Genomic DNA, 18,223 nt, shown 5'->3' with positions numbered 1-18,223 from the left:
TTGAAGATGGGACATATCAAAACAACACCGATTGAACGGGTCCGGAATATTTCAAAAGAGGATTTCATCAAGAATTACTTCAAACCCCAAAAACCTGTGCTTATTGAGGGCTTGACGGAAAACTGGGCGGCTTTCCAAAAATGGAATTTGGATTACATCCAGCAACACGCCGGCGACCAAATCGTGCCGCTTTACAATAACGAGCCCACCAAAGGCAAACAAAATTCCGCAGAACCTGCCACGGAAATGAAAATGGCAGATTACATCGAACTTATAAAAACCAAACCCACCGACCTGCGCATTTTCTTTTACGATTTAAAAGTGAAGCTTCCCGAACTGCTGAAAGACTTTGAATATCCCGATATTGGCCTAAAATTCTTCAAAAGGCTTCCGGTGCTTTTCTTTGGCGGCGAGGGTTCCAAAGTACTGCCGCATTACGATATGGATTTGGCAGATTTGGTGCATTTTCACTTTCAGGGTACGAAAAGCGTGACGCTGTTTTCACCCAAACAGACAAAGTATCTGTATAAAATTCCATTCGCCGTGCACAATTTGGAAAGCATCGATTTGGACAATCCCGATTTTGAAAAATATCCCGCCCTGCAATATCTGGAAGGCCTGCACGCAATTATGAAACACGGCGATGCGCTTTATATGCCCAGCGGGTATTGGCACTACATAAAATATTTGGACGGCGGTTTCTCGATGACGCTTCGGGCGTTTCCACGGCATTTGGGGCGTTTTGGCAATATGCTTTACAACGTGTTCTTTATGCGCCATTTTGAAAATGTGATGCGTAAATCCTTCGGACAAAAATGGATTGATTATAAAGAAGGCCGCACATTTTCAAAAACCAACAAGCGCGCTGCAAAACTGAAAAAACAAGCCAGTTAAGATGAAATATTTGGAAAAAATATTCGCGTGTTTGCTATTATTATTTTTTCTGAATTCATGCGGGGTTTCCAAATCTATCCACAATCGGCCCGATGTAAGTGGTTACGATGCAACAATTCCCGAAAAAGTAAAAATCAATGATTCCACTTTTGTTGCTGGAGACAATTTCCTCTTAAAAAATAAACAGGGCCAATGGGAACTTTACGTGGAAGGCAACCCGTTGCAAATTGGCAAAATTACTGGCAGCCTCACGCAGGAATTGATGCAGAAACAGGAAGCCATTTTCTTCAATAAAGTGGAAGATTTGGTGCCTTCAAAAACGCAACAATATTTGTTGCGGAAATTTTTGGCGTGGTACAACCGCAAAATGTATCTGCACATTTCCGAGGAATACAAAGCCGAAATTTATGGGCTTTCGCAGTTTTCGTCTTCAGATTTCAGTGAGATTGGCGCGCCTTATTTGCGGTTGCTCTATCTGCACGGCGCCCACGATATTGGCCATGCTTTGCAGGATTTGATGCTTGTGGGCTGTTCCTCATTTGCCGTTTGGGGTGATAAAACAGTGGATGGCGAATTGCTGATCGGCAGAAATTTCGACTTTTACGCAGGCGACGATTTTGCGAAGGAAAAGATAATTGCTTTCGTAAACCCTTCCGAAGGCCACAAATTTATGTCGGTTACTTGGGGCGGAATGATGGGCGTGGTTTCCGGGATGAACGACCAAGGGTTGACGGTAACGATAAACGCTGGAAAATCTGAAATTCCGCTGGTTGCGAAAACGCCCATTTCCATAGTAACACGAGAGATTTTGCAATATGCCTCAAACATTGATGAAGCAATTGCCATTGCAAAAAAGCGCGAAGTTTTTGTTTCCGAAGCTATTTTTGTGGGCAGCGCAAAAGACAAGAAAGCGGCGATTATTGAAGTGGCACCGGATAATTTTGGCGTTTATGAAGTTGAAAACACGGATGAACTGATCTGCAGCAACCACTTTCAAAGTGAGGCTTATAAAAACGACGAACGAAATTTGAAATGGATTGAAGAAAGCCACTCGATGTACCGTTTTGAAAGGATGGAAGAATTGATTTCAGAAAACAAAAAACTGAATGTTGCAGATGCCGTTGCCATTCTTCGGAACAAAAAAGGATTGGACGACAAAGAAATTGGTTTTGGGAATGAAAAGGCTTTAAACCAACTTTTGGCGCACCACGGCATCGTTTTCAAACCTGAAAGTTTGGAAGTTTGGGTTTCTTCCAATCCGTATCAATTGGGCGAATTTGTGGAGTATGATTTGGATGAAGTTTTTGCAAATAGACAAGGAAATCCGGCAACCAAAACCATTTCAAACCCAAAGGGAAATATAGCTGAAGATACTTTTGTGCATTCAAAGCAATACAAAGATTATGAGGAATACCGAATTTTGGAGCGGGAAGTGGAAGCGGCAATTGAAAATAAGGAAACTATTTCAGCAGAAAAACTTGCCGCATTGCAACAAAAAAATCCCGAGTATTGGAAAGCCTATTATTTAACGGGAAAGTATTACTTTGAAAAAAATTATGATGCCGCCGCGAAAATCGCTTTTGAAAAGGCATTGACCAAGGAGATTACAACCGTTCCAGATAGAGAGAAGATCGAAAAATTTCTTCAAAAATTGAAAAACTAACTCTGTGTTCCCTGTGCCTCTGTGGTTAACTTTACACCACAAAGACACAGAGGGCACAAAGAAAAACTCAAAATGATTCCAGAGATAGAGAAAGCTTCAGCAGCAGAAATTAAAGCATTTCAAGAAGAAAAATTGAAAGAGACTCTTCAATATTTGGATGAAAACTCTCCTTTTTATAAACGCTTTTTCAAAGAGAACAACATTCAGATTTCAGAAATAAAAACGTTGGAAGATATTCAAAGGATTCCCGTTACTACCAAAGACCATCTTCAGCAATTCAACAATGATTTTATCTGCGTTCCAAAAGCTGAAATCATAGATTATGTAACTACTTCGGGCACATTGGGCGATCCCGTAACCTTTGCTTTGACCGATGCAGATTTGGAGCGTTTGGCTTATAACGAAGCGATTTCCTTCGCGTGTTGCGGGGTAGGAAAAGAAGATACGCTACAATTAATGACTACGATGGACCGCCGTTTTATGGCCGGATTGGCGTATTTTTTGGGCGCGCGAAAGCTAGGTTCGGGCATTATCCGCGTGGGTTCGGGCATCCCGGAATTGCAGTGGGATTCCATTTTGAAATTTAAACCCACCTATTTAATTACCGTTCCTTCCTTTCTCTTAAAATTGATTGAATACGCCCAACAGCACGAAATTGATTTGCAGAACACGGGCATTAAAGCCGCAATCTGCATAGGCGAACCCATCCGCGAACAGGATTTTTCACTGAACATTTTGGCGAAAAAAATAAAAAAGGACTGGGATATCGAACTTTTTTCAACCTACGCCTCCACCGAAATGAGCACGGCTTTCAACGAATGTGAAATGCACAACGGCGGCCACCACCATCCCGAACTTATTATTGCAGAAATTCTTGATGACAATAATTTGCCAGTTTCCGAAGGGGAAGTGGGCGAGTTGACCATCACAACTTTGGGCGTTCAGGCTATGCCCTTGCTGCGTTTTAAAACAGGCGATATGGTCCAAAGCTATAATGAACCGTGCGAATGTGGGAGAAAAACCATGCGGTTGGGGCCGGTTGTAGGCCGAAAAAAGCAGATGATAAAATATAAGGGAACAACGCTTTATCCGCCTGCGATGTATAATATTCTAAATGATTTTTCGGGAATAGAAAGCTATGTGATTGAAATTTTCCACAACGAACTGGGCACCGATGAAATTTTGATAAAAATAGCTTCGGAAAACACTTCCGAAGAATTATTGCTGGAAATAAAAGACCATTTCCGGGCAAAACTTCGTGTGGCACCAAAGGTTGAATTTGCTACTTCCGAAGAGGTTGAAGCACTTCGCTTTCCGCCATTGAGTAGAAAACCTGTTGATTTGATTGATAGAAGATTATAATATCAATCTTCGATGGAAATACTTTCACTCATAAGTTTCCAAGTATATTTCTTTTCGCTTTTCCTATCCATATCAAAAACAGAATAGTACCGCACGAGCCGCGTGCTATCTTTGGGATCGTTCATAATGGGGGTAAGTGTGTCCGTCACATTGCTTTTATGAATATCAAAGCGGTTTACGGGTTGTTTCCAAAGGGAGTCTTTCCAAACAAAAACATAGTATTCGTTAAAATTGGTATCCTTCAACTTCGCGTTTACCAGTAAAACATCGTTTTGAAAATTCTTAAGTTTTAAAATTTGTAATTGGGCACCAATACTTTCAGGAATAATTATCTCCGGTAATTGCTCATTTTCAAAACCAATCAGCGTGGTTCCGGTTGAAGCGTCAACTTTCCTTACAAAAACATAGATAGAATCTTGGTTTCCCAAAAAGTCAGCTTTAAAGGCGCCTTCGGGTAGGTCAGGTTTTTCAATTACAACAGTAGAAGGTTCTTGAATGGGTAATTCTGACGGGGGGCTCTTCTCACTGATTTTTTTACAGCCAAGAAATAGAAACGGTATCGCAAAAAGCAAATACTTCATTTAAATTTTAAAAGTTATCACCGGCATATTGGCGTGGTTCACCATATCTTCACTAATACTGCCATTGAAGAAGTGCGAAATGCCTTTGCGACCGTGGGTGCCCATTCCTATGAGCTGTGCATTGATGTGTTTGGCAAAATTGAGTATTCCCTTTTCTACGGAAGTGTCATTGTAAATGTTTAAGGTATAGTTTTCAACGCCCATTCCCCTAACAAAATTTTCCATAATGTTTTGTGCCTGAACAGAAGTTTTAAAATCTCCCGGGGTGTTCACAAAGAGTAGGTGCATTTTTGCTCCAAGTTTTTTTGCAAATTTTTGTGCCTTGTCCAATGCCCCACGGCCCTCTTCTGAAAAATCTGTAGCAAATACAAAATCCGTAACGTTGAATTGCTCATGATTGTTTTTAATTACCAGCACCGGTATTTTGGAAGTTCTGACCACTTTTTCAGTATTACTTCCTATAAACATTTCCTTAAAGCCGCTGGCCCCACTGGAGCCCATAACAATTAAATCTATTTTGTTCTTTTTGCAAGCCTCTTCAATATCCTCGTAAATTTCGTTGTGGCCAATGGCTTCATTTACCGTAGTTCCTTTCAGATACGGTTTTGCGCGCATTTCACTAAAACGTTTTTCAGCCAATTTTATAAAAAACAGCGATTCGGGAAGCGTCCCTGAATCACTTGAAGTGGCCAAGTGCAGCGGCATTTCCATAGAATGGAGGACAAATATTTCACTTTTATGCTTTTCGGCGAGTTTGAGAGCTACTTTCAATGCATTTTCAGCTTGCTCGGAAAAGTCGGTTGGGACGAGGATACGTTTCATAAAATTGGTCGGTTTTGTGTTTTTTGGAAGCATTAAAGTACAAAAATAAATCGTTTGCGCTTGGTTTTTATAATATTAAAAAATGTAGTATATTTGCACCGAATTTGATATGAAACTATCTGAGGGGACTAAAGTCCCCTCTTTTTATAGCTTAAAATGATGCGTGAAAAAGTAGCAGAACTGCTGGAAAATGCGCTGGAAGAAAACAAATCACTGTTTTTGATCGACCTAAATATTTCTGAAGACAACCAAATAAGGGTCATCCTGGACGGCGATAAGGGCGTTACGGTTGAAGATTGTATTGCGGTAAGCCGCGCCATAGAGCACAATCTGGACCGCGAGGAGTATGATTTTTCCTTGGAGGTGATGTCAGCCGGCGTTTCAGAACCGCTCACATTGCCCAGGCAGTACAAAAAAAACATAGGCAGAAACCTAAAAATAAAAACCAAGAACGGCGAAAAGCTGGAAGGCGAATTGACCGCCGCAACAGAAGATAGCTTTACCTTAACATGGTCAGCGCGTGAGCCCAAACCTGTTGGCAAAGGAAAGGTAACCGTTCAAAAAGAGGCAACCTTGCCTTACAAAGATATTATGGAAGCAAAAGTGATGATAACATTTTAATTGATATGGAAAACTTAGCACTAATCGAATCTTTTTCGGAATTTAAGGACGATAAACAAATAGACAGGGTAACGCTTATGGCGATACTTGAAGAAGTTTTCAGAAATGCCCTGAAGAAAAAGTACGGGAGCGATGATAACTTTGATATTATTGTAAACCCAGACAAGGGCGATCTTGAAATATGGCGAAACCGCGTAGTTGTGGCCGATGGGGAAGTGGAAGACCCGAACGAGGAAATTTCATTGAGCGCTGCCCGAAAAATTGAGCCTGATTTTGAGATCGGCGAGGATGTTTCGGAAGAAGTAAAACTTATAGATCTTGGTCGCCGTTCCATCTTGGCATTGCGCCAAAACCTCATTTCAAAAATCCACGAGCACGACAATACTATCATTTACAAGCAGTTTAAAGATCTTGAGGGAGAAATTTACACTGCCGAAGTTCACCACATCCGTCACCGTGCCGTTATTCTTTTGGACGATGAGGGCAATGAAATAATTCTTCCGAAGGAAAAACAAATTCCTTCAGATTTCTTCAGAAAAGGAGACAACGTGCGTGGAATTATTGAAAGTGTTGATTTAAAGGGAAACAAGCCGACCATTATTATGAGCCGCGCCAATCCGGTTTTCCTTGAAAAACTCTTTGAGCAGGAAATCCCAGAGGTTTTCGATGGATTAATTACCGTAAAAAAGGTAGTGCGTATCCCTGGCGAAAAAGCAAAAGTAGCCGTAGATTCTTACGATGACCGTATTGATCCCGTAGGTGCTTGTGTGGGTATGAAAGGTTCCCGGATCCACGGCATCGTTCGTGAGTTGGGCAATGAAAATATTGACGTTATCAATTACACAAACAACCTGAACCTATATATAACGCGTGCTTTGAGCCCGGCAAAAGTAACTTCCATAAAGATTGACGAAGAGAAAAAGCGTGCTGAGGTTATTCTTCGTCCAGAAGAAGTAAGTAAGGCAATTGGCCGCGGCGGACACAACATTCGTCTTGCGGGACAGTTGACAGGTTATGAAATTGACGTACTTCGCGAAGGCGCAGAAGAAGACGTAGAGTTGAGCGAATTCTCCGATGAAATAGAAGGCTGGATCATCGAGGAATTCCACAAAATAGGTTTAGATACCGCCAAAAGCGTATTGGAGCATGACATCAACGATCTGGTAAAACGTACCGATCTGGAGGAGGAGACAATCCGCGACGTTATAAATATATTAAAAGAAGAATTTGAAGAGTAGTTGAAACTTTAACTACTTTTATACAAATTTTTTAAAAAGACAAAACAGGAAAAAGCATTTATGGCTGAAGTAAAAACGAAAAGACTAAGTCAGGTATTACGTGAGTTCAACATCTCGTTGGATCGTGCCGTGGAATTTTTGGGTTCCAAGGGGTTCGATGTGGACGCAAGTCCCAATACCAAAATAACGGGTGAAGAATACGAAGTTCTTTTTGAAGAGTTTGAAACCGACAAAAGTAAAAAAGTAGCTTCCAAGGAAGTGGGCGAGGAAAAACGCAAGGAGAAAGAAGAACTTCGTTTGGAACGCGAACGCGAACTGGAAGAAAAGCAGAAAAAAGAAGAATCTTCCCGTGTTATAAAAGCCGAGGCAAAGCTTGATGGCCCAAAGCAAGTAGGTAAAATTGACCTAGATGCTAAAAAACCTAAAAAGGAAGAGCCTAAAGTTGAGGAGAAGCCTGTTGAAGCCAAAAAAGAAGACAAGCCGGAGCCTATAGTTGAAAAGCCTAAGGTAGAAAAGAAAGAAGCTGAAGAAACCAAGCCAGTTGCTCCTGTTAAGGAAGAAAAGGAGAAAAAAGAAGAAAAACCTTCAGCAATAGAAACTCCAGTTGAAAAAGAGGAGCCCAAAGAGGAAGCCTCGAAAGAGTCTGATACGGTTACAACCCAATATCGTAAACTGGATGGGCCAAATTTTACGGGCCAAAAGATAGATCTTACCCAGTTCAAAAAACCCGAAAAGAAAAAAGAAGCCAAGTCTGACGATAAAAAAGACAAAAAGGGCAAGAGACGCCGTATAAGTAAGGAAACTCCCAAAAGTGGAGGTAGTAATTTCAGGGATAATCGCGGCGCAGGCAGAAAGGGCCGAAGCAGCACTCCAAAAGAGGAGCCTAGCGAGGAAGAAGTACAAAAGCAGGTACGCGAAACCTTGGAAAAACTTCAAGGAAAATCTTCCAAAGGGAAAGGTGCAAAATACCGTCGTGAAAAGCGTGACACCCACCGCCAAAAGTCTGAGGACGAACTGGCACAGCAGGAAGCAGACAGCAAGCTTATCAAGGTAACGGAGTTTGTTACCGCCAGTGAAATGGCTACAATGATGGACGTTCCCGTTACTAAGATTATTTCGGCCTGTATGAGTTTGGGAATGATGGTTACGATGAACCAGCGTCTGGATGCTGAAACCTTAAGTATTGTTGCTGACGAGTTTGGTTATGAAGTAGAATTTGTAACCGCAGATATTGAAGAATCAATCGATCAGAAGACCGATGCGCCCGAAGATCTGGAACCAAGAGCGCCGATTGTTACGGTAATGGGTCACGTAGATCACGGTAAAACATCGCTTTTGGATTATATCCGAAAAGAAAATGTGATTGCCGGTGAATCCGGAGGAATTACACAACATATTGGAGCCTACGGTGTAGAACTGGATGGCGGACAGAAAATATCATTTCTGGATACTCCCGGTCACGAAGCCTTTACTGCAATGCGGGCCCGTGGAGCGCAGGTTACAGACCTTGCAATTATTGTGGTCGCGGCAGATGATGATATTATGCCACAGACCAAGGAGGCTATCAGCCACGCACAAGCGGCAGGTGTGCCAATAGTGTTTGCCATAAATAAAATAGATAAACCTACCGCAAATCCTGAAAAAATTAAGGAAGGATTGGCACAATTAAACCTTTTGGTAGAGGACTGGGGTGGAAAAATTCAATCGCAGGATATTTCTGCGAAAACAGGAACAGGAGTAAAAGAATTACTTGAAAAAGTATTGTTGGAAGCCGAGTTGCTTGAATTGACCGCAAACCCAAATCGTCAGGCAAATGGTACGGTTGTGGAAGCCTTTCTAGACAAAGGCCGTGGGTACGTTTCTACGGTACTCGTACAGGGCGGAACATTAAGAGTAGGCGACTACGTTCTGGCAGGCCAGCACAGCGGAAAGGTGAAGGCGATGCAGGATGAACGGGGAAATAACGTTAAGGAAGCCGGTCCATCTACTCCAGTTTCTGTACTGGGTCTGGATGGTGCGCCTCAAGCTGGTGATAAATTCAACGTGTTCGAAGATGAGCGTGAAGCAAAAACAATCGCCACCAAACGAACCCAATTACAGCGAGAGCAATCCGTTAGAACACAGCGCCATATTACACTGGATGAAATCGGAAGACGTATCGCTCTAGGTGATTTCAAGGAATTGAACATTATTCTTAAAGGAGACGTGGACGGTTCTGTGGAAGCATTGACGGATTCGTTCCAAAAGCTTTCTACTGAAGAAATCCAAGTTAATATAATCCATAAAGCAGTTGGACCAATTACTGAAAGTGACGTGCTTCTTGCTTCGGCCTCTGATGCAATCATTATAGGCTTTAACGTTCGTCCTATGGGCAACGCGCGCCAAATTGCAGATAAGGAAGAAATAGATATCCGAACCTACTCCATCATTTACGACGCAATCAACGATGTGAAAGATGCGATGGAAGGTATGCTCTCTCCAGAAATGAAAGAGGAAATAACAGGTACGGCAGAAATACGCGAAACTTTCAAAATATCGAAAGTGGGAACTATTGCTGGATGTATGGTATTAACCGGAAAAATATTCAGAAACTCTGGCATCCGTCTTATTCGTGAGGGAGTAGTAGTCTATACTGGCGAACTGGCTTCTTTGAAACGATTCAAGGATGATGTGAAGGAAGTTTCAAAAGGATATGATTGCGGTATTCAGATTAAAAATTACAACGACATTTATGAGAATGATGTTATTGAAGCCTTCCAGGAAGTTGCTGTGAAGAAAAAGCTGAAATAATTCAAAAATCAAATAATTTGTAGGACGCCTTGAAAATTATTTTTCAGGGCGTTTTTATTTTCTTCTTTCGGGTTTTAGTATAAACGCCGAAGAAAAGCTTTTCTGAATTGCTATAAGGGCTCTTTCGGCTTCTATTCGCGATGCAAAATTTCCGGCCCAGACCTTATAGTTGGGGGTTTCGTATTCAATAGAGGCGGGCCAGTTGCCATAGCTGCCCCTGTACTTTCTTAAAATTTGGTTCGCTTTGTCCAGTTCGCCATAATATAGCTGGATGGTATAACCATCAGAAAGCTTATTTTCCTTTTCCAAATCTTTTTTCAGTTCCAGGAGTTGGGTTATTTTTGGATCTGTATTTATGTTTAATGAGGCACTTTGCCCAAAGCTTTTGCCGCAATAGAAGCTCATTAATATGCTGGCAATAATTATTTTGGAATAGGTTTGTAAATTCATCTGCTTATTTCTTTAAGTGCAAAGGTAAAACTTAATAACTGTGTATGTCCTCAAAATATTATTTAGAACAAATATAAATTAATAGTTAACACTTTGTTTGCATTTTCAAAATCGACTTTATAATGTACTTTTGCTGCTTTATTTGTGGTTTAGGATTAGCAATAGAATTACATTCGTTCCTAACTATTTCTGTACCAAACCATCGACCGTAATTTAATCATTAGTATGAAATGGGCACAATAAGAAGTTTCGAAACCAGCCGAAATAACTTTTTTGCAAATTCCATCTGATCAATAAAAAACTATATAATCAACAGATGAAAAAGGTGAATTTTATACATCTACGCTCAAAATTTGCACTTCTTTTGTTAGTGTTTTTACTAACTTTTTCAACTACTCTATATTCCCAGGATGCTCCTGCTGAGACTCCAACTGAAGCTTCTGCGGATGTTGCTGCTGGTGCTGGTGGTGATGCTGCCGCAGGCGAGGCTTTGTTTAAAGCCAATTGTGCTGCTTGCCATAAATTGGATAAAAAAGCAGTTGGCCCGGCGCTTAGAGGTGTTGGTGAAAAGTTTGATCGAGACTGGCTTTACAAATGGATCCAAAATAGCCAGGCTCTTATTGCCGCTGGAGATGCTCAGGCGGTAAAACTTTTTGAAGAAAATAATAAAGCTGTAATGACCGCGTTCCCTGCGCTATCTGAAACAGATATTGACAATATTCTTGCCTATACCGATCAGCCAAAAGCTGAACCCGTGGCTGTAGCAGGAGGTGAAACAGCAACTTCAAATGCTGGTAATGACGGGGGTTCTGTATCTAATTCAATAATAATTGCTGCTCTAGCACTTATTTTCTTGTTACTGGTTATTATGCTGTTCTTGGTTACCAATACATTGAAAAGAATTGCTGAGGCAAATGGGGTGGTATATGAAGAAAAAGAAAAACGTACCCCGATTTGGAAGGCTTTTGTTCAAAACCAATTTTTAGTGTTGGTCTTTTCAATATTCCTATTGCTTTCCGCAGGGTATTTCGCATATGGCTATATGATGCAAGTAGGCGTAGACCAAGGATATGCTCCGGTTCAGCCTATACACTATTCACATAAAATTCACGCAGGCGATAATCAGATAGATTGTAATTTCTGCCACAGTTCCGCAAGAAAAAGTAAACATTCGGGAATTCCTTCCTTGAACGTTTGTATGAACTGTCACAAAAATATTTCAGAAGTTGCCCCGGAAACAGCTACGGAAGAGTATTCAAAAGAATTCTACGATGGCGAGATTGCAAAGCTGTATAAGGCCGTAGGTTGGGATCCTGCTGAGCAAAAGTATACAGGTAAGACAGAGCCTGTTAAATGGGTTCGTATCCATAATTTGCCAGATTTCGCATATTTTAATCACTCGCAGCACGTAACAGTGGCCGGCATTGCTTGCCAGACCTGTCACGGAGAAATTCAAGAAATGGAAATTGTTGAACAATTTGCGCCACTCACAATGGGATGGTGTATTAATTGTCACCGAGAAACTAATGTAAACTTGGCGACCAATGAATATTATGCCAAGATACACGAAGAGCTTTCCAAGAAATATGGTGTTGAGAAACTAACAATCGCTGAAATGGGTGGATTGGAATGCGGAAAATGTCATTATTAATAAAATTTTAAAGGAAAATTACAGATAGCAATATGGCATCAAACAAGAAATACTGGAAAAGTGTTGAAGAGCTGAAAGAAGACAGCACAATTGTGAAGGCGCTACAGGACAATGAGTTTGTAACCGAAATACCTACAGACGAGTTTCTTGGCGATAAGAAAGCATTGGAATCTTCTTCAACTACGCGTCGTGATTTTTTAAAGTATGTAGGTTTTACTACAGCAGCTGCAACTCTGGCGGCTTGTGAAGGTCCTGTAGTTAAATCTATCCCGTACGTAGTTCAGCCCGATGAAATTGTTCCGGGAGTGGCAAATTATTATGCTTCTACAATGGCCGATGGCTTTGATTTTGCCAATGTTTTGGTGAAAACTCGCGAAGGACGTCCCATCAAGATTGAAAGAAATGATTTAGCAGTAAATGGAGGAAGCGCAAATGCAAGAGTGCATGCTTCGGTACTTTCATTGTACGATAAAAACAGATTGACAGGGCCAATGCTAGATGGTGCTGCTGTTACATGGCCAGAATTTGATACAGCTGTTGCTCAGAAAATGAACGAAATGGCAGGCAAAGACATTGTGTTGCTTACACAAACTTTCGCCAGTCCTTCAACTTCAAAATTAATTTCTGAATTCACTGCCAAATATCCAAATATACGTCACATTGTTTATGATGCAGTTTCTTGTTCAGGAGCTTTGGATGCTTTTCAGAATAAATACGGAACCAGAGCGCTGCCAGATTACGATTTTTCAAAAGCTGAAGTGATTGTTTCCGTTGGGGCAGATTTCTTAGGAGATTGGCAGGGTGGAAGCTATAGTAAAGGCTATGCGCAAGGGCGTATTCCGAAAAACGGAAAAATGTCGCGCCATATTCAGTTTGAGGCTAACTTGACACTTACTGGTGGAAAAGCTGACAAACGCGTGCCTGCCACACCTTCTCAACAAGTAGAAATTTTAAAAGCATTGACCGGTGGAAGTGCTTCAGGCTTGCCCGCAAATATTGCAGATGCAGTTGCTAAGGCTAAAGCACAACTCCAGAAAGCGGGAAGCAAAGCTTTGTTGGTTACAAATTTACCAGACGTTGCATCTCAAACACTAGCTTTAAATTTTAATGCTAATAGTGAAGCAATAGATATAAACAAGCCATTGCTTACCAGACAGGCAAGCAATAGCGAAGTAATGAGTGTGGTGAATGGCGTAATTTCCGGAAGCATCAAAGGTTTAATCACTGTAGGGGTTGATCCTGTTTATTCATTGCCAAACGCAACAGAATTTGCAGAAGGTTACCAAAAGTTAGAAATGAGCCTTGCATTTGCTATGAAGCAAGATGCAACTGCCTCTTTAGCAAAAATGGTTGCCGCAACGCCACATTATTTAGAGTCTTGGGGTGATGCACAAATTAAAAAAGGAACTTATAGTCTTACTCAACCAACTATCCGTCCATTGTTCAATACACGACAATTTCAAGATAGTATTTTGCAGTGGACCGGTAATACACAAAATTATTACGAATACTTAAAAGAAACTTGGACTAGCTCTGTTTTAGCAGGGGGTTCTTGGAGCCAAGCACTTCACGATGGGTTTGTTGCCAGTGATGCTGAAATGACAATGGAGCAAGCAAATGTCGCTACAGAAGGAGCTGGTGTAATAGAAGAGAGTACTTCAAACGGTGCACTATCATTCCTTTCGCAAGAAGGGGGGTATGACCTTACTCTCTATACTTCAATTGGGTTAGGAGATGGTCAACAAGCAAACAACCCTTGGTTGCAGGAATTGCCAGATCCAATTACAAGAGCGTCTTGGGACAATTATCTTACTGTTTCTGCTGCAGACGCAGAAGCTTTAGATCTTGTTAATGAACATGTTTCCAATGGGGCTTTAAACGGTAGCTATGTAAATATTAAACTTGGCAATGTTGTAGTAGAAAACGTTCCTGTAATTATTCAGCCAGGACAAGCCAAAGGCTCTGTTGGTTTGGCTTTAGGTTATGGTAAAAAAGCTGCAATTCAAGAGGAGATGCAAACAGGTGTAAACGCTTATCCTTTATATCAGAACTTCTCCAATATTCAAAAAGTAACTATTGAAAAGGCTAGCGGTATGCACGAGTTTGCTTGTGTACAGCTGCAAAGCACCATGGCCGGACGTAGTGAGGATATTATCAAGGAAACCACCCTTGAAATTTTCAATACAAAGGATAAATCGCTGTGGAATTCCATTCCCGTGACGGATTACGATCACAGTCCTATTTCGGTCCGTGATAAAAAAGCTGATATTTGGAGCCCCTTTGAGGATACGGTGGGCCATCACTTTAATCTTTCCATCGATTTGAATGCCTGTACCGGATGTGGTGCCTGTGTTATTGCTTGTCACGCTGAAAACAATGTTCCCGTGGTGGGTAAAGAAGAAGTGAGAAAATTCCGCGATATGCACTGGTTGCGTATTGATAGATATTATTCTGCTGGAGAAACTTTCAAAGAAGAAATTGAAACCCTTGAAAACCTACCTGCATTCGATACCTATAAGGTAGTTGAAGTTCCTGCTTATGAGAATCCACAGGTGGCATTTCAACCTGTAATGTGCCAGCACTGTAATCACGCCCCATGTGAAACCGTTTGTCCAGTTGCGGCAACATCACATGGTCGTCAAGGGCAGAATCAAATGGCATACAACCGTTGTGTGGGTACGCGCTATTGTGCGAACAACTGTCCATATAAGGTTCGTCGATTCAACTGGTTCTTATATGCTGAGAACGATGAGTTTGATTACAATATGAATAACGATCTAGGGCGCATGGTTCTTAACCCAGATGTGAACGTTCGTTCTCGAGGAGTTATGGAAAAATGTTCGCTTTGTATCCAAATGACCCAAAAAACTATACTCGATGCAAAACGTGACGGAAGACCTGTGAAAGACGGTGAGTTCCAAACAGCTTGTTCCAACGCTTGTGAAACCGGCGCCATGGTATTTGGGGATGTAAATGATAAAGATTCTGAAGTATTAAAACTTAAAGGAAATGACCGCATGTACCACCTCTTAGAAAATGTAGGTACAAAGCCAAATGTTTTCTATCAGGCAATTGTCAAAAACACTTCAGAAGCATAAAAATTAATAAAAAACCAATTATTTAAGAATTAAATATGTCGTCACACTACGAAGCACCTATTAGAGAGCCGTTGGTTCTGGGAGAGAAGTCCTATCATGACATCAGTGTAGATGTTGGGGCGCCCGTTCTGGGAAAGGCCAATAAATCTTGGTGGATTGTTTTTACCATTGCCTTGATAGCATTTTTATGGGGATTGGGTTGTATTATTTATACAGTCTCAACCGGAATTGGGGTCTGGGGATTGAACAAAACCATTGGTTGGGCTTGGGATATCACAAACTTTGTTTGGTGGGTAGGTATTGGTCATGCTGGAACACTTATTTCGGCGGTATTACTACTTTTCCGTCAAAAATGGAGAATGGCTGTTAACCGCTCTGCAGAAGCGATGACCATTTTTGCGGTAGTACAAGCAGGTTTATTCCCTATTATTCACATGGGTCGACCATGGTTGGCGTATTGGGTACTTCCTATTCCAAACCAATTTGGGTCACTTTGGGTAAACTTCAACTCACCGTTGCTTTGGGACGTATTTGCTATTTCAACGTATCTTTCGGTATCACTTGTATTCTGGTGGACAGGATTGCTTCCTGATTTTGCTATGATCCGCGACAGGACTACAAGCCCATTTCAGAAAAAAATATATGGCATCCTTAGTTTTGGATGGAGTGGCCGTGTAAAAGACTGGCAACGTTTTGAAGAAGTATCACTTGTTTTGGCAGGTTTGGCCACGCCGCTGGTACTTTCGGTACATACAATTGTATCTTTTGACTTTGCTACTTCGGTAGTTCCCGGATGGCACAGTACCATCTATCCGCCTTACTTTGTTGCTGGAGCAATATTTTCAGGTTTTGCAATGGTGCAGACACTTTTGATTATTATGCGTAAAGTATCAAACCTTGAAGCTTATATTACAATTCTTCATATTGAGTATATGAACAAGGTAATCTTACTTACTGGTGGAATTGTAACCACAGCATATATTATAGAATATTTTATTGCTTGGTATTCTGGAGTTCCTTATGAAAATTACGCCTATTTATCTTTTGGTGCCGCAACTGGACCATATTGGTGGGCATTCTGGGCACTTATAATCTGTAACCTTATTGTGCCGCTAACGCTTTGGGTAAAGAAATTAAGAAGAAATATTGTTTGGACGTTCATTGTTGCATTGATTATTAACATCGGTATGTGGTTTGAGCGTTTTGACATTATTGTTATTGATTTGAGTAAAGACAGATTGACCTCATCATGGACGATGTTTCAACCTACATTTGTAGATATCGGAACATTTATGGGAACCATTGGATTCTTCTTTGTTCTTTTCCTACTGTACGCCCGAACTTTCCCAGTGATTGCTCAGGCTGAAGTAAAAACAATTTTGAAATCTTCTGGTGAATCATTTAAGAAATTGCGTGCTGTACACGGTGATGATCACAGCCACGTGCAAACTGTAGAACCTTATCCTGCCGATGCAGGACCTTCAGCCAACGTTGAAGATAAAAATTTTGATTCTTCATTTAATGACCTTGATGAAGAAACAGAAAACAACCAAGTAGATTATGAAGCCAATAGAGGCAAAATTGATAACCTGCTTAGCGGTATCGGCACATTTGATCCCGCAACCCAAACACAAGACGATCTTAAAAAGATAAGCGGAGTTGGCCCTGTGATGGAGCAAAAACTTCATCAATTGGGTATTTTTACTTTCGAGCAAGTAAGCCGGATGACGGACCGCGAATACGATTTATTGGACGAGATAATTAGTGAATTCCCTGGAAGAGCCAAGCGTGATGATTGGGCAGGACAGGCACTAATTCTAAAAAATAAAAACTAATTATGGCTTCAAAAAAGATACACGCTATTTATACTGATGACGATCTATTGATGCAAGCAGTTAAGCAAACACGTGCTGCAAACTATCATATTTCTGAAGTTTTTACGCCTTTTCCAGTTCACGGTCTAGACCACGCTGTGGGATTAGCGCCTACGAGAATTGCAATAACTTCCTTTTTATATGGGCTTACAGGTTTAAGCGTTGCGGTGTTGATGCTGAACTATATAATGATTGAAGACTGGCCACAAAACATAGGGGGTAAACCAAGCTTTACTTTCTATCAGAACATGCCAGCTTTTATTCCTGTAATGTTTGAGCTTACCGTATTTTTTGCTGCTCACTTAATGGTTATAACATTTTATATGAGAAGTAAACTTTGGCCATTCAAAAAAGCTGAAAATCCAGATTTACGTACCACAGATGATCATTTCTTAATGGAAGTTGATGCCGAAAACCACGATGTAGAAAAACTTACAAAGTTTTTATATGACACGGGTGCGTCGGAAATTAGTCTAATTGAAAACGAGCAAGACCATTAATATGAAAACATTAACAAACATAGGAATTGCCATTTTTGCCTCAGCAACTATGGTTTCTTGTTTTAACGATAAAAAACCGAACTATCAGTACTTTCCCAATATGTACGAACCGGTGAGTTATGAAACTTATGGTGCATATTCCGTATTTCCAGATGAACAGGAAGCAATGGTTCCACCAGATAATACTGTGCCGCGCGGTTATACGCCTTACGATTATGAAAATAGCACAGCAGGTTTGGAACGTGCAAAAGCGGAGTTGAATAGCCCATATGAAGTAACAGAGGAGAACCTGGCTACTGGAGCGCAACTATATACGCTATATTGCGCAGTATGCCATGGAGACACTGGAGACGGACAGGGAATTTTGGTGAAACGGGAAAAGTTTCTAGGAATTCCAAGCTATGCTGATGCAGGACGTAATATTGTGATGGGAGGTATATATCATGTTCAAACCTACGGTTTAAACGCAATGGGTTCATACGCTTCACAAGTAAGCGAAAAAGAACGCTGGCAAATAGCAATGCATGTTATGAATTTAAAAGCTGCTTTAAATGGTGAACCTGGAATCCTGGAAACCACAAAAGCTGCTCAGGATTCAATAAAAGTTTTGAAAGAAAAAAATATGGAAGCTGTTACTGCCTCCGAAGTAGAAAAAAAGTAAGAAATTAAAGAGAATAGC

Annotated in this window: 14 protein-coding genes; 11 read left to right on the top strand and 3 right to left on the bottom strand. The window is 41.0% G+C overall.

Annotated elements, in window-relative coordinates; genetic code table 11:
* The first annotated feature begins 6 nt into the window (after positions 1-6).
* The 3 genes from LS48_RS03030 to flxY all read left to right on the top strand — a co-directional run bounded on the left by LS48_RS03030 (position 7) and on the right by flxY (position 3,919).
* A complete protein-coding gene (locus LS48_RS03030) occupies positions 7-894 on the top strand; it encodes a cupin-like domain-containing protein (protein ID WP_062619880.1) in 888 nt (295 codons plus the stop codon).
* Between the two features lies 1 nt (position 895).
* Entirely contained in the window at positions 896-2,557 is a 1,662-nt protein-coding gene (locus LS48_RS03025) for a C45 family autoproteolytic acyltransferase/hydrolase (RefSeq protein ID WP_062619877.1), read from the top strand.
* Positions 2,558-2,629: 72 nt separating this feature from the next.
* The gene (gene flxY, locus LS48_RS03020; RefSeq protein WP_062620642.1) at positions 2,630-3,919 is read left to right on the top strand and encodes a flexirubin biosynthesis putative acyl-CoA ligase FlxY; all 1,290 of its coding nucleotides are present in this window, start codon (positions 2,630-2,632) and stop codon (positions 3,917-3,919) included.
* A 2-nt stretch (positions 3,920-3,921) separates the two neighbouring features.
* Here flxY and LS48_RS03015 read toward each other — a convergent pair whose 3' ends face one another.
* Together LS48_RS03015 and LS48_RS03010 are read right to left on the bottom strand one after the other, a co-directional pair.
* Positions 3,922-4,500 carry a hypothetical protein gene (locus tag LS48_RS03015; RefSeq protein WP_062619876.1) on the bottom strand — a complete coding sequence of 193 codons (579 nt, stop codon included), beginning with the start codon at positions 4,498-4,500 and terminating at the stop codon, positions 3,922-3,924.
* Positions 4,501-5,322, bottom strand: coding sequence for a universal stress protein (locus tag LS48_RS03010; protein WP_045079322.1), 822 nt, complete (start codon positions 5,320-5,322; stop codon positions 4,501-4,503).
* Between the two features lie 156 nt (positions 5,323-5,478).
* On the opposite strand from LS48_RS03010, the gene rimP reads away from it, so the two are divergent.
* Genes rimP through infB form a run of 3 tightly spaced genes read left to right on the top strand, consistent with a single transcriptional unit; the run spans position 5,479 to position 9,971 of the window.
* Entirely contained in the window at positions 5,479-5,943 is a 465-nt protein-coding gene (gene rimP / locus LS48_RS03005; RefSeq protein WP_045078976.1) for a ribosome assembly cofactor RimP, read from the top strand.
* A 5-nt stretch (positions 5,944-5,948) separates the two neighbouring features.
* Entirely contained in the window at positions 5,949-7,181 is a 1,233-nt protein-coding gene (gene nusA / locus LS48_RS03000) for a transcription termination factor NusA (protein WP_045078977.1), read from the top strand.
* 60 nt (positions 7,182-7,241) lie between these two features.
* Positions 7,242-9,971, top strand: coding sequence for a translation initiation factor IF-2 (infB, locus tag LS48_RS02995; RefSeq protein ID WP_062619874.1), 2,730 nt, complete (start codon positions 7,242-7,244; stop codon positions 9,969-9,971).
* Positions 9,972-10,025: 54 nt separating this feature from the next.
* On the opposite strand, the gene LS48_RS02990 is transcribed toward infB, so the two are convergent.
* A complete protein-coding gene (locus tag LS48_RS02990; RefSeq protein WP_062619873.1) occupies positions 10,026-10,421 on the bottom strand; it encodes an SPOR domain-containing protein in 396 nt (131 codons plus the stop codon).
* A 316-nt stretch (positions 10,422-10,737) separates the two neighbouring features.
* Between LS48_RS02990 and LS48_RS02985 the strand changes: the two genes are divergently transcribed.
* From LS48_RS02985 to LS48_RS02965, 5 genes are read left to right on the top strand one after another with little or no spacing between them, the layout of a single operon-like run.
* Positions 10,738-12,072 carry a c-type cytochrome gene (locus tag LS48_RS02985; protein WP_062619871.1) on the top strand — a complete coding sequence of 445 codons (1,335 nt, stop codon included), beginning with the start codon at positions 10,738-10,740 and terminating at the stop codon, positions 12,070-12,072.
* Positions 12,073-12,104: 32 nt separating this feature from the next.
* Positions 12,105-15,170 carry a TAT-variant-translocated molybdopterin oxidoreductase gene (locus LS48_RS02980; protein WP_062619867.1) on the top strand — a complete coding sequence of 1,022 codons (3,066 nt, stop codon included), beginning with the start codon at positions 12,105-12,107 and terminating at the stop codon, positions 15,168-15,170.
* A 35-nt stretch (positions 15,171-15,205) separates the two neighbouring features.
* Complete coding sequence (locus LS48_RS02975) at positions 15,206-17,005, top strand: helix-hairpin-helix domain-containing protein (RefSeq protein ID WP_076692404.1); 1,800 nt, start codon at positions 15,206-15,208, stop codon at positions 17,003-17,005.
* A gap of 2 nt (positions 17,006-17,007) precedes the next feature.
* Positions 17,008-17,544 carry a DUF3341 domain-containing protein gene (locus LS48_RS02970; protein WP_062619866.1) on the top strand — a complete coding sequence of 179 codons (537 nt, stop codon included), beginning with the start codon at positions 17,008-17,010 and terminating at the stop codon, positions 17,542-17,544.
* Between the two features lies 1 nt (position 17,545).
* The gene (locus tag LS48_RS02965; protein WP_062619865.1) at positions 17,546-18,205 is read left to right on the top strand and encodes a c-type cytochrome; all 660 of its coding nucleotides are present in this window, start codon (positions 17,546-17,548) and stop codon (positions 18,203-18,205) included.
* Positions 18,206-18,223 lie beyond the last annotated feature (18 nt).

The sequence above is a fragment of the Aequorivita aquimaris genome (genome assembly GCF_001573155.1).
Taxonomy (GTDB): domain Bacteria; phylum Bacteroidota; class Bacteroidia; order Flavobacteriales; family Flavobacteriaceae; genus Aequorivita; species Aequorivita aquimaris.
Note: the sequence above shows the minus strand (reverse complement) of the source record. Positions and strands in the feature narration are given on the sequence as shown.